We start from the raw sequence: 15,084 nt of genomic DNA, 5'->3' as shown, positions 1-15,084 counted from the left end.
ATGCGTCTCACCGAAGAGCTCTGGTCGGCCATCGAGCCGGTCTACGCCGAGATCCTGGCCCACCCCTTCATCGGCGGCCTCACCGACGGCACCCTGCCGCGCGAGGCCTTCCGCCACTTCGTCGTGCAGGACTCGCACTACCTGCGCGACTACGCCCGCGCGCTCGCCGTCTGCGCCGCCAAGGCGCCCGGCGAGGAGGACGTGCGGGCGTTCGCCGCCGACGCGGTCGGCGCGATCGCGGCGGAGCAGGGCATGCACGCCGAGTTCATGACGGCCTTCGGGGCCAGTGCCGAACAGGCCGCCGAGGAAGCGGTGCTGCCGACCACCCGGGCCTACACCAGCTACCTGCTCGCGACCGTCTACGGCGGCTCCTTCGCGGAGGCGCTCGGCGCGGTGCTGCCCTGCTACTGGATCTACGCCCGGGTCGGCGAGGCACTGCTCGCCCAGGGCTCGCCGGATCCGCTCTACGCCAAGTGGATCGCCACCTACGGCGACGAGGCGTTCCAGTCGGTGGTGCGGCGCGTGCTGGCGCTCGCGGACCGGATCGGCGAGGAGCTCTCCCCCGTCGAGCGCCGCCGGGTGGTCGAGCACTTCACGACGACCTCGCGCTACGAGTGGATGTTCTGGGACGCCGCGTGGCGCGGTGAGCGCTGGCCGGTCTGACGCTTCCGGGGCGGTTCACCAGGGTCATCCCCGGGGGCCGGGGTCGGGGTGATCTCGGGGTTCTCTCCGGGCCGTTGGGCCTCGTTCCGGCACTGGCGCCCCCGTACGATCGACGTATCGAAAGCAAGCGGGATGCGGCACCGAAGGGGCGGCCGGCCCGAGGGGAGAGAAGGAACGGACATGGCTGAGCTCTGGAAGTCGCTGCCCTCCTGGGTGCGCAACATCGTCGTGCCGGTGCTGGTCCTGGTGCTGGCCTGGAACGTCGTGACCTTCGTGTTCGGCGTGGTCGGCGCGCTGCTGGGCCTGCTGATCAAGCTGCTGGTCGTGGTCGGCATCGGGGCGGCCGTGGTCATCCTGGTGAAGAAGGCGGCGAAGCTCTGACGACGCTCCGGCGTCGACGCCGAGGCCCGGCACCCCGTCGTGGGGGTGCCGGGCCTCGGCCGTCGCGGTGCGGGACCGCGCCGGGTCACTCCTCGATGCGGACCTGCTGCACCACCGGCGCCTTGGCGTCGGCCGGCGCGTCGGCCGGGGCCTCCTTCATGGTGCTCAGCAACTGGCGGGCCAGGCCGAGGCCGGTGCCGCCCATGGTGAGCGCCTTCGCGAACATCTCGCCCATGCCGTCCGCGCCGTTGAGCAGCACCATGTGCTCGACGTTGCCGAAGGACTCGGCCGCGGCCCGGACGATCTCCGGCCACTTCTCCGCCAACTCCTGCGCCACGACGGCGTCCTGGTTCTCGGCGAGGGCCGCGGCGCGGGCCCGGATGCCCTCGGCGTTGGCCAGCCCGAGCGCCCGGGCCGCCTCGGCGTCCGCCAGACCGCGGGCCTCGACGGCCGCGGCCTCCGCCTGACCGGTGGCCCTGGTCGCCTCGGCGGCGGCCAGGCCGCGCAGCTTGGTGGCCTCCGCCTCGGCCGCCGCGGCGATCTTCACCTGGCTGGCGTCGGCCGCCGCCCGCAGCTCGGTCTCCCGGGCGTGCGCCTGGGCCGAGGAGATCCGGGCGTCGCGGTCGGCGTCGGCCTTGGTGCGGGTCTCGTACGCCTTGGCGTCGGCCGGCTTGCGGACGTCGATCTGGAGCTGCTGCTCCTTGCGCTGGGCCTCCAGCTCGGCGACCTTCGTCTCCTGGACGACGACCTCCTGGCGGGCGGCCGCCTCGGCGAGCGGTCCGGCCTGCCGGGCGCGGGCGCTCGCGGTGTCCATCTCGGCCTGGTAGGAGGCCTGCTGGATCTCGCTGTTGCGGGTGGCCTCGGCCTTGCGGGCGAACGCCTCCTGCTCCGCCTCGGTGGCCTCGCGGTCGGCGGCGGCGGCCGCGATGCGGGCGTCGCGCTGGACGGCCGCGGCGTGCGGGGCGGCGAGGTTGCGGATGTACCCGGTCGGGTCCAGGATCTCCTGGATCTGCAGCGAGTCGATGATCAGACCGAGCTTCTCCATCTCGGCGCCCGAGGCGGCCCGGGTCTCGCCGGTCAGCCGATCGCGGTCGCGGATCATGTCCTCGACCGTCAGCCCGCCGACGATGGAGCGCAGGTGACCGGCGAACACGTTGTGCACCCGCTGGCCCATCATCTTCTGCTGGTCCAGGAAACGCCGGGCGGCGTTGGCGATCGACACCGAGTCGTCGCCGACCTTGAAGATGACGACACCCTTGACGTGCACCGGGATGCCCTGCTGCGTCACGCACTCGACGTCCAGCTCGGCCTCGTTGAGGTCCAGCGACAGGCGGCGCACCGCCTGCATGCCCGGGACGACGAAGGTGCCCCGCCCGGTGACGATCCGGAAGCCCAGGCCGTCCCCGTGCTTCGACCCGGAGATGATCAGTGCCTCGTTCGGCTCGGCGACCCGCCACATGAGCTTGAACAGGATGATCACAACGATGATGGAGGCCACCACGGCCCCCGCGACGACGCCGATAACCATCGGCCGACTCCCCCTTCAAGGCACACCGCTCCGTGGCTGCGCGTGGTTGTGCAGGAGTGCGCGGACGCGGTGGCAGCGGAGATTCTGCGCCTGTTCGTGCGCGTGCGCCAGTAGGTGACGTCGTGACTTCGTCCCGGTCCTGTCACGGGCCCCGTGACGAGGGAGGATCGTCCGTCAGAGCGGCGACACGAACACCGTGCGCGGCGCCTGGTACTCGACCACGATCACCTGCGTGCCCGTCGGCAGCGGATCCCCCGGCACCGCCAGGTACGCCAGGAACGCCTCCGTCCCCTGCCGCTCGGGCACGTGCACCAGCACCTCCCCGACCAGGCCCGCGCCGACCTTCCCCGTGACCCGTCCCGTCAGTCCGATCATGGGCTTCAGTCTGCGCCCGCCGCCCGCCCACCGGAAGCCCTCTGGACCTGCGGCGATCCTCTCGCTACGGTGTTGGGCGTCATGTGCAGGCAACACCGCCTGCGGACGCGGGAGCTCGGAGCACCGGGCTGAGAGGGCGCTGAACGGTCCGTCGACGGACGGCCGGGACGCTGCGCCGACCGCAGGAACCTGGACCGGGTAATGCCGGCGTAGGGAGTGAAGGTCAGATGACCACGTTCGACGCACAGCCGCAGTCTGCCCAGAGCGCCCCCAGCAGCGAGCGCACCGGCTACCCGACCCCGGCCTGGCGCAAGGCCCACCGCGAGGGATCCCGCCCCGATCTGCGGGTCCCGTTCCGCGAGGTGGTGCTCACCAACGGCAAGACCGTTCCGCTGTACGACACCTCCGGCCCGTACACCGACCCCGCCTACGAGCCCGACGTGCGCCGCGGCCTGCCCGCCCTGCGCGACGCGTGGATCCGCCAGCGCGGCGACGTCGAGGAGTACGACGGCCGCGAGGCCCGCCCCGAGGACGACGGCATCAAGCACACCTCGCCGCGCGGCGGGAACCTGCGCAACCTCGACGCCGTCTTCCCCGGCCGCCCCCGCCGCCCGCTGCGCGGCCGCGGCGGCGCCGCCGTGACCCAACTCGCCTACGCCAAGCGCGGGATCGTCACGCCGGAGATGGAGTTCGTCGCCCTGCGCGAGGGCCTGGCCCCCGAGTTCGTGCGCGACGAGGTGGCCCGCGGCCGGGCCGTCATCCCGGTGAACGTGAACCACCCCGAGGTGGAGCCGGCGATCATCGGCACCAACTTCCTGGTGAAGATCAACGCCAACATCGGCAACTCCGCCGTCACCTCCTCGATCGAGGAGGAGGTGGAGAAGATGACCTGGGCCACCCGTTGGGGCGCCGACACCGTCATGGACCTCTCCACCGGCCGCAACATCCACACCACCCGCGAGTGGATCCTGCGCAACTCCCCCGTGCCGATCGGCACCGTGCCGCTGTACCAGGCCCTGGAGAAGGTCGACGGCAGGGCCGAGGAGCTGAGCTGGGAGGTCTACCGGGACACCATCATCGAGCAGTGCGAGCAGGGCGTCGACTACATGACCGTCCACGCCGGCGTGCTGCTGCGGTACGTCCCGCTGACCGCCCGCCGCAAGACCGGCATCGTCTCGCGCGGCGGATCGATCATGGCCGCGTGGTGCCTCGCGCACCACAAGGAGAACTTCCTCTACACGAACTTCGAGGAGCTCTGCGACATCCTCGCCGCCTACGACGTCACCTTCTCGCTCGGTGACGGCCTGCGGCCCGGCTCCATCGCCGACGCCAACGACGAGGCGCAGTTCGCCGAGCTGCAGACCCTCGGCGAGCTCGGCCGGATCGCCCGCGAGCGCGACGTCCAGGTGATGATCGAGGGCCCGGGCCACGTCCCGATGCACAAGATCAAGGAGAACATGGATCTCCAGAAGGAGATCTGCGACGAGGCGCCGTTCTACACGCTCGGCCCCCTCACCACGGACGTCGCCCCCGGCTACGACCACATCACCTCCGGCATCGGCGCCGCGATGATCGCCTGGTGGGGCACCGCGATGCTCTGCTACGTGACGCCCAAGGAGCACCTGGGCCTGCCCAACCGGGACGACGTCAAGACCGGCGTGATCACCTACAAGATCGCCGCCCACGCCGCCGACCTCGCCAAGGGCCACCCCGGCGCCCAGGCCTGGGACGACGCCCTCTCCGACGCCCGCTTCGAGTTCCGCTGGGAGGACCAGTTCAACCTGGCCCTCGACCCGGAGACCGCGCGCGACTTCCACGACGAGACCCTCCCCGCCAAGCCGGCCAAGACCGCGCACTTCTGCTCGATGTGCGGCCCGAAGTTCTGCTCCATGAAGATCTCGCAGAAGATCCGCGACGAGCACGGCGACGGCTCCACGGCCGTCGGCACCGAGTTCGACGCCGAGGCGCTGGCCGGCATGCAGGCCATGTCCGAGGAGTTCAAGGCCCACGGCAACAAGGTCTACCTGCCGATGGCGGACTGACCGCCGCCGCCCCAGAGCCGGCCCGCGTTCCTCCGGGGGGAGAGCGCGGGCCGTTTTCCTTTCCACCCGGCGGCCTCGGACGGGTTCCGGCCTTTGCCGCCACGCCGTCGTGCGTCCGGGGGAAATCGGAGGCACCCTGGGGGGAAGGCCGACCAAGGAGGCAGCGATGGGCAGCCCGATCAAGGGGACCGATCCGAGCGACGAGACGAACCGGGACGCCAAGGCGTCCCCGCGGCAGCTGTACAGCGGTGGCGAGCGGCCCTTCGACCCCGAGGACCTGGTCATGGCGTCCGGGCAGGACGTCACGCCCGAGCGCCTCGCGTGGGCCAGGCGGCAGATCGACGAGAAGGGCGCGGCGGCGCTCGAACGCTACCTGCCGTAGCGGCCGCTCCGGGGTCCTGCGCGCTGCCCCGGGCGTGGCCCGGGGCAGCGGTGCGTCAGCCGACCTCGTCGGGGCCGGTGAAGCCCGGCGGGGTGTAGCCGGGGGTGCTGAAGTCGGGCGGGGTGAAGGCGGCGGGGCGGGAGGCGCGGCCCTCGGGGTCGGTGAGGCCGTCGGGGCCCGGGCCGGTGAAGCCCGGCGGGGTGTAGCCGGGGCTGGTGAAGTCCGGGCGCTGGGCGGGGACGGCCGGGAGGCCGGCGTGCAGGTAGGGGAGGAGGCCGCGGTCGCGCAGGGCGGTGCGCCAGGCGCGGCGGGCGGCGGCGAGCTCGGCGGCGAGGTCGGGGTCGGTGCCCGCGGGGGCGCCGGAGCCGTCGCGTAACGCGGTGAGGACGAGCCCGACGAGGCCGACGGTCATCGCGACGATCCCGGCCGCGAGCGCGATCCAGCCCGCGGTGAGCAGGGAGCGGGCGAGGACGAGCCCGGGGTCGGCGGCGCGCAGGGCGTACCCGAGGAGCAGCAGGACCAGCGCCGCGGCCCAGGCCAGGATCGGGGTGAGCACGGTGAGGACCGGGAAGAGCCCGGCGCCGCCGTCGGCGGAGCGCAGCTGGGAGAGCAGGCCGGGGGCGGCCGGCTCGGCGCCCTCGGCGGGCGGGGGCGTGCTGCGCAGGCTCTCGCGCAGCCCGGTGTAGTGCTCGTACTCGGTGGCGGCCGCGGCGGCGATGGCGTCGGCGTCGCGCAGGGCGCGGGCGCGCAGCTGGTCGGCGGTGAGTGCGCCGGGCGCGCGGAGGGCGGTGCGGACGGTGCCGTCGCGGAGGGCTTCGGCGAGGAGGCGCTCGTACTCCGGGCGGTCCTCGGCGAGCAGCGGCGGGGGGTTGGTCATGGGGACCCCGTTCATGCGGACCCCGGTTCGCTCCGCCTCGCGGGCTGGGTGGGCCCGCAGGGGCGCCGAATCGGGCGCGGAGGCGGGCCGCCGGACGGGCGGCCGCTCGTGGTGTGCCTCATGGTAGGGGCGGGTGCGCCCGCGCTGACAGTCCGATTCCGGAATTTCGCGCCCCGGGCCGCGCGCGTGCGACGGCCCGGGCGCCGGGAACACCCGTGCGACGGGTGGGCCGGCGGGTGACGTCAGTTGACGGGCAGTCGGGCGATGAGCAGGCGCCCTTCCATGGTGACGCCGCCGTCCATGGCGACCGCTAGGTCGTCGGCGTACACGTACGGCCCGGGGATGTGCGGCGGGGCGCCGTCGTCGGCGTGCACCGCGCCGGTGAGGTACGGGATCGGGCTGTGGCCGTGCACGATCCGGCTGCCGCCGTAGGTGTCGAGGAGCTCGTGGACGGCCGTCGGGCCGGCGTCGCCGCGGAAGGCGAAGCGCTTGGTGAAGCGGCGGAAGCAGTCCCACCACTCGTCCACGCCCTCGTCGGCGAGCAGGCTGTGCACCGCGTCGTTGACGTCGGGGATGGACTCGCCGTACTCCAGGTAGGCGGTGGTGTCGGAGTGCAGCAGCAGGTGGCCGTCCTCGATGGCGATGGCCGGCAGCCGGGAGAGCCAGCTGATGTGGTGCGCCTGGAGCCGGTCGAGGTCGTGCTGCTGGCCGCCGTTGAGCCGCCAGGCGGCGAGGAAGGAGGCGGTGCCGGCGGTGGACTGGACGGGTTCGTCCCCGTACCTGGCGGCGCCGAGGAAGAGCAGTTCGTGATTGCCCATCAGGGCCCGGCAGTAGCCGCCCGCGGCGGCAGCCTCGGCGGCGAGCTGCATGACGAGGTCGATGACGCCGATGCCGTCGGGGCCGCGGTCGGTGAAGTCGCCGAGGAACCAGATCCGGGAGCGGCCGGCGCACCAGTGGCCGTCGGCGTCGATGATGCCCTGGTGGCGGAGTTCGGCGACGAGTTCTTCCAGGTAGCCGTGGACGTCGCCGACGACGTAGAGCGGGCCGGGCGGCTCGTCCGGGCCGGGGGCCGGGTACGGGTAGCTGGGCACGGGCTCGGGCAGCGGCGGGCCGAGCTCGATGGTCGGCGGGTCGTCGCGGCCGGGGAACTGGTCGGCCGGCCGGTCGGGGTGTCCGTCGGCCAGGGGGTCGGGCACCGCGTCGGGGAACTGGAGGGCCGGCGAGGGCCGGTCGGGCAGGGTCGGCTCGTAGCCGGGGTGGTCCTGGTGGTTGAACGCCGGCGCCTGCCCGGGGGCGTGCATCGTGTGTCCGTGCGCCTGGCTGTCGGCGGGCCAGTGCTGTTCGAGGTAGCGGGCGCCGCCGTAGCCGCTGTAGGTCTCCGCTTCGTACGGCGTCCCGGCGTAGCCGGCGGGTTCGGGCTCGTAGTAGGTGCCGTACGGCAGCACGTCGAGGTCCGGCTGGTGGCGGGGGCCTGAGGAGGGGTGTTCAGGCCCGGGGAAGCGGTCCTCGGGTGTCATTCGCCCATCATAGGAAGACCACTCTCCCGGCGTCGTCACCTGGTGGGTATCCAATCCTCCGGAGCGTCAGCCGGGCCGTCCCGCAAGGTCCGTTTTGTCCCGGCTCGGTATGGTCTAGACCTCGCCCGGGGGTCGGGGAGGACTGACGGTGGTGCGCGGACTGCGGCGCTGCGAGGAGGCCCGGACGATCAGCTCGGTGGGCATCAGGGTGCCGGGCGGCGGGCCGGTTCCGGCGGTGCGGAAGCGGGGCGGGAAGAGCCGGGCGATGTCGACGCCCGTCCCGGAGTCGACGCCCTCGATGGCGTCGATGAGGAGGTTGACGACGGTCGTGCCGATCCGGCGGGGCTTCAGTGAGAGCGTGGTGATCGGGGGCTCGGTGGCGGCGTAGACGTCGCTCTCGCTGCAGCAGACCAGCAGGAGGTCGTCGGGCACCCGCAGCCCGTAGCGGCGGGCGGCGGCGAGCAGGTCGGTGCCGTTGGGGTCGAACAGGCCGTAGACGGCGTCGGGGCGGTCGGGGCGGGCGAGCAGCCGGTCGGCGGCGACGGCGCCGGCGGCCGGGTCGTGCGCGGGGTAGGCCTCGTACACCGGCTCCTGGCCGACCTTGGCGCACCAGCCGAGGTAGGCCTCGGTGGAGAGCCGGGTGTAGGTGTCGGTGCTGGTCCCGGTGAGCAGGCCGATCCGGCGGGCGCCGGCTTCGGAGAGGTGGTCGAGGATGCCGAGCACGGCGGCCTCGTGGTCGTTGTCGACCCAGGCCGTGACCGGGCAGTTGCCGGGCTTGCCGTCGCTGACCACCGGGACGCCGGACCGGTAGAGCTCGCTGACCAGCGGGTCCTGGTCGGGCGGGTCGATCACCACGGTGCCGTCCAGGGCGATGTTGCCCCAGACGTCGTGCCGGGAGGACGCGGGCAGCACCACCAGCGCGTAGCCGCGGCCGAGGGCGGCGCTGGTGGCGGCGCGGGCCATCTCGGCGAAGTACGCGAACTCCGTGAAGGTGAACGGCTCCTCGCCGTAGGTCGTGACGGTCAGCCCGATCAGGCCGGACCGTCCGGTGCGCAGGGTGCGGGCGGCCGCGGAGGGGCGGTAGCCGAGGCGCTCGGCGACCTCGCGCACCCGGCTGCGGGTCTCGTCGGGCAGGCGGCCCTTTCCGTTCAGCGCGTCGGAGACGGTGGTGATCGACACTCCGGCGGCTGCTGCCACATCCCGGATGCCGGCCCGCTCCAGACGCCGTGAGGTGGTGGGTCGCCGACCGCTCTGGTTGGCTGCTGCTGTCATGGCGGACCGATCGTATGGCTCCTGACAAGGTCCTGTGACCGGCGCATCGGGAGCCTTTGGAGATACGTTTCTCCACGAGTGAGCCGGGGCGCGCCCCTTCGATACCGGCCCAAAACCTGGCGTCTTACCTCTGACATGTGCCAAAGGAACCCGGCAGAATGGCTGATCTGCACCGGTGGGCCGACCGGCCAACTCACTCCTACGGGTGAGCGCGGTCGGTATGGTGCAAGGCACCCGACCGGGGTGGTCCGGGCGTGTGCACCGGAGGACCCGCACCGGAGGACGCACACCCGGACATCGCGCGTCCACCCGACGCGGAGATCGAGAAGATCGAGAAGGAGCAGGACCGTGAGCGACACGTCAGCGCAGGGCCCGCGGCTGCGGCCGACCCTGGACGGCATCCCCACCTACAAGCCCGGCAAGCCGGCCGGCGCCGACGCCTACAAGCTGTCCTCCAACGAGAACCCGTACGGGCCGCTGCCCGGCGTCCTGGCCGCGGCGGTCGAGGCGGCCGGGTCGTTCAACCGTTACCCGGACATGGCGGTCAACGAGCTCACCGAGGAGCTGGCCAAGCGCTTCGGCGTGCCGGCCGAGCACATCGCCACCGGCACCGGCTCGGTCGGCGTCGCCCAGTCGCTGATCCTCGCCACGGCGGGCCCGGGCGACGAGGTGATCTTCGCCTGGCGCTCCTTCGAGGCGTACCCGATCATCACCCAGGTCGCCGGCGCCACCCCCGTCCCGGTCCCGATCACCGCCGGCGGCGACCACGACCTGGACGCGATGCTCGCCGCGATCACGCCGAACACCCGGCTGATCTTCGTGTGCAACCCGAACAACCCGACCGGCAACGTGATCCACCGCGCCGAGCTGGAGCGCTTCATCGACGCGGTGCCCGGCGACGTGCTGGTCGTCGTCGACGAGGCCTACATCGAGTTCATCCGCGACCCCGAGGTGCCCAACGGCATCGACCTCTACCGGGACCGCCCGAACGTCTGCGTCCTGCGCACCTTCTCCAAGGCGTACGGCCTCGCGGGCCTGCGCGTCGGCTTCGCGATCGCCCACGAGCCGGTGGCGACCGCGCTGCGCAAGACCGCCGTCCCGTTCGGCGTGAACCAGCTCGCGCAGGACGCCGCCGTCGCCTCGCTGCACGCCGAGGACGCGCTCAAGGTGCGGGTGGACGCGCTCGTGGAGGAGCGCGCCCGGGTGGTGGCCGGACTGCGCGCCCAGGGCTGGGACCTCCCGGACTCGCAGGCCAACTTCGTGTGGCTGCCGCTCGGCGCGCGCTCGGCGGACTTCGCCGCCGCGGCCGCCGCGGCCGGTGTGATCGTCCGGCCGTTCCCCGAGGGCGTGCGGGTGTCGATCGGTGAGGCCGAGGGCAACACGATCTTCCTCGCGGTGGCCGAGGAGTTCCGCAAGACGCTCTGACGTCCGCGTCCGTACGCAGGGGCGTTCCGCACGCGCGGTGCGCCCCTGCGGCGTTCGGGAGGCGTTCGGGAGGCGTTCCGGAGGTGCTCACGAGGTGCTCGAGGGGTGCTCCGGGCGCTTTGGGGAGGCCCGGATGCCGCCGGCGTGGTGCCGGGCGCTGCCGGATGCCTGGGGATCGCTGGGAGCGGGCTGGGAGTTCGGCCAACGGCCGCCCACGCGGCTGCCAAGCGGCCCGCGCGAACGGGCCGGTGCGAGCGGAATGTCCGGATCCACCCGTTCAGCCTTCTCCCAGCCCGCGCCCAGGCCGACGCAAGAGCGCCCGGCGAAGCTGTCCGCCATGAAGGTGCTCCCACGACGGCGAGGCGCCGTCCTCGTCAACTCCGCCCTGGGCGTGGCCCTGCTGGCCTGCGCCGCGCTGGCGTACACCACGGTGAACAGCGGGCCGAGCGCGGCCGCCGGACAGCCGAAGGCCCGGACCGCGACGGTGGCCAAGGGGACGGTCCTGGCCACCGTGTCCGGAACCGGCACGCTGGTGTCGCCCACCGACGCCGCCCAGGACTTCACCACCGGTGGCCGGCTCACGGCCGTCAAGGTCGCGGTCGGGGACACCGTGAAGAAGGGCCAGGTGCTGGCCACCGTCGACACCACCGCCGCCCAGCAGCAGGTGGACGCGGCCAACGCGGCGCTCACCACGGCCGACGCCAACCTCACCAAGGCCCAGGCCGGTGTCACCACCACGACCGTCGAGCCGCTGCCCCAGACCGGCGCTCCCGCCGCCCCGAGCCCCAGCCCCAGCGCCGGTGCCGGGGGCGGCGGCCGCGGAACGGGCGGGAACACCGCGCCCGTTCCGCAGACCACCACCGTCACCACCACCAAGGTGGACGACGCGGCCGTCGCCTCGGCCGAGCAGCAGGTCGCCACCGCGCAGACCAACGTGGCCAACGCCCAGGCGGCGCTGGCCGGCACGACCCTCACCGCGTCGGTGGACGGCACCGTCGCGTCCGTCTCCGCCAAGGTCGGCGACACCGTCGGCGGGGGATCGTCCGCCACCACCTCGGGATCGACCAAGTCGACCGGGACGAGTGCGAGTTCGAGCAGCGGCACGCCGAGCGGCTTCATCGTCCTGACCAACCCCACCGGGATGCAGGTCACCGCCAACTTCTCCGAGCTCGACTCGCTCAAGCTCAAGAAGGGCGAGGCGGCCACCGTCGCGCTGAACGCGCAGTCCGACACCAAGCTCAACGCGACCGTCCTGTCGGTCAGTTCGCTGCCCAGCAGCAGTGGCGGCGGCAGCGCGGGCTCGTCGGCCGTCCAGTACGCGGCGACGCTCCAGATCACCGGTGACACCAGCACCCTGCGCACCGGCCTCAGCGCGACCGTCTCGGTGGTCACGGGCGAGGCCGACAACGCGCTCTCGCTGCCCACCTCCGCGCTCGTCGGCACCGGCAGCAGCCGGACGGCGAACGTGATGCAGGCCGACGGCTCCACCCAGCGGATGAGCGTCACGGTCGGCGTCGAGGGCGACAGCACCGTGCAGGTGCTCACCGGGCTCAAGGAGGGCGACAAGGTCGAACTCCCCACCACCAGCGCGGGGAACGGCTTCCCGAACGGCTCCTTCCCGGGGCAGGGCGGCCAGGGCGGTCGCGGCGGTGCGGCCGGCTTCGGCGGTGGTGGTGGCGGCTTCGGCGGCGGCGGTGGCGGCAACGCCGGCGGCGCGGGTCGCGGCGGCAAGGGCTGAGCATGCGTCACGTCATCGACAAGCGGGTGCCTGCGGGCCCCCCGCCACCCGTCATCCGGATCCGCCGGCTCACCAAGGCCTACGGCCACGGCGACGCCACCGTGCACGCGCTGCGCGGCCCGGCCGACCCGGCCACCGGCACGCCGCTCGGCGTCGCGCTGGACATCGACCAGGGCGACTACGTCGCGGTCATGGGCAATTCCGGCTCCGGCAAGTCGACCCTCATGAACATCCTCGGCTGCCTCGACGTCCCCACCGCCGGCAGCTACCAGCTGGACGGCATCGACGTCGGGCACCTCGACGAGGGGCAGCTCTCGCTCGTCCGCAACCGCAAGATCGGCTTCATCTTCCAGTCGTTCAACCTGGTGCCGCGCACCACCGCCCTCGCCCAGGTCGAGCTGCCGCTCGCCTACGCGGGCGTGCGCGCCGCCGAACGGCGCCGCCGGGCGATGGCCGCGCTGTCGCTGGTCGGGCTCGCCGAGCGGGCCGGCCACCGGCCCAACGAGCTCTCCGGCGGCCAGCAGCAGCGCGTCGCCGTGGCCCGGGCACTGGTCACCGCACCCGCGATGCTGCTCGCCGACGAACCGACCGGCAACCTGGACAGCCGTGCCACCGAGGACGTGCTGGCCATCATCGACCGGCTCAACGCCACCGGCCGCACCGTCGTCCTGATCACCCACGAGGACGAGGTCGCCCGGCACGCCAAGCGGGTGCTGCGGCTCGTCGACGGCCAGATCGTCAGCGACGTCCGGCAGGCCCGCGTGGACGGTCCGCCGCCGCTCTTCGACGGCCCTCCGCTCGTCGTGGGGGTGCCGGCGTGATCCTCTGGCAGATGCTCCGCTTCGCGGTCGGCGGCCTCGCCGCCAACAAGGTGCGCTCGGCGCTCACCATGCTCGGCGTGCTGATCGGCGTCGCCTCGGTGATCCTGCTGCTGGCCGTCGGCAACGGCTCGTCGGTCGCGGTCAAGGACTCGATCACCTCGCTCGGCACCAACTCCCTCACCGTCAGCTCCGGTTCGGCGAACGGCGGCTCGCGCGCCACCTCGTCGGTCAAGAAGCTGACCGTCGCCGACGCCAAGGCGCTCGCGACGGAGGCGGACCCGGCCGCGGTCAAGTCCGTCGCGCCCGTCGTCACCACCAGCGCCACCGCGCTGTACGGGAACGTCTCGTACAGCCCCGGCTCGGTCGTCGGCACCTACCCGGCGTACTTCGAGACCTCCAACCAGAAGGTCGCGCACGGCGAGTACTTCACCAACGACGACGTCCTCGGCTCGCGCAAGGTCGCGGTGCTCGGCGCCACCACCGCCAAGCAGCTCTTCGACACCGAGGACCCGGTGGGCAAGAAGATCACCGTCGGCGGCACGCCCTTCACGGTGGTCGGCGTGCTCCAGGCCAAGGGCGGCAGCGGCTTCACCGACCCGGACGACGTCCTGATCGCGCCGCTGCCCACCGTGCAGAACGCCTTCACCGGCTTCGGCCCGGTCAACCAGATCCTCGTCCAGGCCGCCTCGGCGGACAGCACGACGGCGGCCCAGTCCGAGATCACCCGGGTGCTGCTCGCCGCCCACGCGATCACCGACCCGGCCAAGGCCGACTTCCGGATCACCAACCAGGCCTCGCTGCTCACCGCCCGCGAGAGCACGACCAAGACGTTCACCGTGCTGCTCGGCGCGGTGGCCGCGATCTCGCTGCTGGTCGGCGGGATCGGGATCACCAACATCATGCTGGTGACGGTGACCGAGCGGACCAGGGAGATCGGCATCCGCAAGGCGCTCGGCGCCCCCCGCGCGGTGATCCTCGGGCAGTTCCTCACCGAGTCCACGCTGCTGTCGGTGATCGGCGCCGGGCTGGGGGTCGCGGCCGGGATCGCCGGCTCGCACTTCAGCATCGTCGGCATCAAGCCGGTGGTGATCCCCGAGTCGGTGCTCGGCGCGTTCGGCATCGCCGTCGCCATCGGGCTCTTCTTCGGCAGCTACCCCGCCAACCGGGCCGCCTCGCTGCGGCCGATCGACGCCCTCCGGCACGAGTAGGACACGACCATGACCGAGATCAACGACCCGGCCGAACAGGTCGCCCTCCTCGCCACCCCGCCGGACGCCCGGGACGTCGCCGGCGAGCTCGCGGCGCCGCCGCGCCGGCCGCTGCCCTGGCTCTCGCTGCTCCTCGCGGGCGGCGTGATCGCCACGGCCGCGTTCGCGGGCGGGGTCTGGTACCAGCAGAACAACGGGACGACCTCCGCCGCGCCCCGGGCCTCGGCCGCCGGCGCGTCGCAGCGTGCCGCGGCGGGCGGGCAGGGCGGCTACGGCGGCCAGGGCGGCACCGGCTCCCGCAGGGGCGGTGGCCAGGGCGGCCAGGGGCAGGGCGGACAGCCCGGCTTCACGCGCGGCACGGTGAAGGCGGTGGACGGCACGACCGTCTACCTGACCGACGCCAACGGCAACACCGTCAAGGTCACCACCGGCGACGCGACGAAGGTCCAGCTCAACAAGGACGGCAAGGTCGCGGACCTGCAGCCCGGCCAGAGCGTGACCGTCGTCGGCACCCCCGACGCCAACGGTGGCTACACCGCCAGCCAGCTCGTCGAAGGCGCCGCCGGCGCGGGCGGCGGCTTCGGCGGCGGTGGCGGCAACCGCACCCCGTCCGGCGGCTGACCCGGCCCGCCGCGAGGCCCTCGCCCGTCATCGGGCGGGGGCCTTCGCGCGCCCTACTGCTCGCGGTCGTCGGCGGTTTCATCCTGAGCGTCGCGACGACGCCGAGCGCGACGGTGAGAACGTCACCCGGATGCGGCCGTCGAGCATGGTCTCGGTCCGACGAGAGCGAGGTCATCCTCCGCGCCACCCCCCCAGAAGCTCGCCGACCTCCTCCAGCGCGCCAAGGCCGACGAG

At 73.1% G+C, this 15,084-nt stretch carries 14 protein-coding genes and 1 riboswitch; of the genes, 9 read left to right on the top strand and 5 right to left on the bottom strand.

Annotation, left to right across the window (positions count from 1 at the left end):
* Both tenA and ACFVSN_RS15295 read left to right on the top strand, forming a co-directional pair.
* Positions 1-663 carry a thiaminase II gene (tenA, locus tag ACFVSN_RS15300; protein WP_380439681.1) on the top strand — a complete coding sequence of 221 codons (663 nt, stop codon included), beginning with the start codon at positions 1-3 and terminating at the stop codon, positions 661-663.
* Between the two features lie 180 nt (positions 664-843).
* Positions 844-1,044, top strand: coding sequence for a DUF5326 family protein (locus ACFVSN_RS15295; protein ID WP_380439679.1), 201 nt, complete (start codon positions 844-846; stop codon positions 1,042-1,044).
* An 85-nt stretch (positions 1,045-1,129) separates the two neighbouring features.
* On the opposite strand, the gene ACFVSN_RS15290 is transcribed toward ACFVSN_RS15295, so the two are convergent.
* Both ACFVSN_RS15290 and ACFVSN_RS15285 read right to left on the bottom strand, forming a co-directional pair.
* Positions 1,130-2,572: an SPFH domain-containing protein gene (locus tag ACFVSN_RS15290; protein ID WP_380439678.1), complete on the bottom strand. Its 1,443-nt coding sequence runs from the start codon at positions 2,570-2,572 to the stop codon at positions 1,130-1,132.
* 174 nt (positions 2,573-2,746) lie between these two features.
* A complete protein-coding gene (locus ACFVSN_RS15285; RefSeq protein ID WP_380439676.1) occupies positions 2,747-2,947 on the bottom strand; it encodes a hypothetical protein in 201 nt (66 codons plus the stop codon).
* Between the two features lie 97 nt (positions 2,948-3,044).
* A riboswitch (TPP riboswitch) is annotated at positions 3,045-3,180 on the top strand.
* Between ACFVSN_RS15285 and thiC the strand changes: the two genes are divergently transcribed.
* Entirely contained in the window at positions 3,175-4,989 is a 1,815-nt protein-coding gene (thiC, locus tag ACFVSN_RS15280) for a phosphomethylpyrimidine synthase ThiC (RefSeq protein WP_387955403.1), read from the top strand. Its footprint overlaps the riboswitch before it by 6 nt.
* A gap of 166 nt (positions 4,990-5,155) precedes the next feature.
* Entirely contained in the window at positions 5,156-5,371 is a 216-nt protein-coding gene (locus ACFVSN_RS15275; RefSeq protein WP_359964259.1) for a hypothetical protein, read from the top strand.
* A 55-nt stretch (positions 5,372-5,426) separates the two neighbouring features.
* On the opposite strand, the gene ACFVSN_RS15270 is transcribed toward ACFVSN_RS15275, so the two are convergent.
* The 3 genes from ACFVSN_RS15270 to ACFVSN_RS15260 all read right to left on the bottom strand — a co-directional run bounded on the left by ACFVSN_RS15270 (position 5,427) and on the right by ACFVSN_RS15260 (position 9,037).
* Positions 5,427-6,248, bottom strand: coding sequence for a hypothetical protein (locus tag ACFVSN_RS15270; RefSeq protein ID WP_380503719.1), 822 nt, complete (start codon positions 6,246-6,248; stop codon positions 5,427-5,429).
* 242 nt (positions 6,249-6,490) lie between these two features.
* Complete coding sequence (locus ACFVSN_RS15265; protein WP_380439670.1) at positions 6,491-7,765, bottom strand: metallophosphoesterase; 1,275 nt, start codon at positions 7,763-7,765, stop codon at positions 6,491-6,493.
* A gap of 114 nt (positions 7,766-7,879) precedes the next feature.
* Complete coding sequence (locus ACFVSN_RS15260) at positions 7,880-9,037, bottom strand: LacI family DNA-binding transcriptional regulator (RefSeq protein WP_078859964.1); 1,158 nt, start codon at positions 9,035-9,037, stop codon at positions 7,880-7,882.
* A gap of 348 nt (positions 9,038-9,385) precedes the next feature.
* Between ACFVSN_RS15260 and hisC the strand changes: the two genes are divergently transcribed.
* From hisC to ACFVSN_RS15235, 5 genes are all read left to right on the top strand, one after another.
* On the top strand, positions 9,386-10,462 hold the full coding sequence (gene hisC, locus ACFVSN_RS15255) for a histidinol-phosphate transaminase (RefSeq protein ID WP_380439666.1): 1,077 nt from the start codon (positions 9,386-9,388) through the stop codon (positions 10,460-10,462).
* A gap of 337 nt (positions 10,463-10,799) precedes the next feature.
* Positions 10,800-12,200, top strand: coding sequence for an efflux RND transporter periplasmic adaptor subunit (locus ACFVSN_RS15250; RefSeq protein ID WP_387955401.1), 1,401 nt, complete (start codon positions 10,800-10,802; stop codon positions 12,198-12,200).
* Between the two features lie 2 nt (positions 12,201-12,202).
* Positions 12,203-13,021, top strand: coding sequence for an ABC transporter ATP-binding protein (locus ACFVSN_RS15245; protein ID WP_387955399.1), 819 nt, complete (start codon positions 12,203-12,205; stop codon positions 13,019-13,021).
* The gene (locus tag ACFVSN_RS15240) at positions 13,018-14,229 is read left to right on the top strand and encodes an ABC transporter permease (RefSeq protein WP_380497478.1); all 1,212 of its coding nucleotides are present in this window, start codon (positions 13,018-13,020) and stop codon (positions 14,227-14,229) included. The genes ACFVSN_RS15245 and ACFVSN_RS15240 overlap by 4 nt, the downstream gene beginning before the upstream one ends.
* A 9-nt stretch (positions 14,230-14,238) precedes the next feature.
* Entirely contained in the window at positions 14,239-14,850 is a 612-nt protein-coding gene (locus ACFVSN_RS15235) for a DUF5666 domain-containing protein (RefSeq protein WP_387955396.1), read from the top strand.
* Positions 14,851-15,084: the final 234 nt, after the last annotated feature.

It is taken from the genome of Kitasatospora sp. NPDC057904 (assembly GCF_042887925.1).
Lineage (GTDB): Bacteria > Actinomycetota > Actinomycetes > Streptomycetales > Streptomycetaceae > Kitasatospora.
Note: the sequence above shows the minus strand (reverse complement) of the source record. Positions and strands in the feature narration are given on the sequence as shown.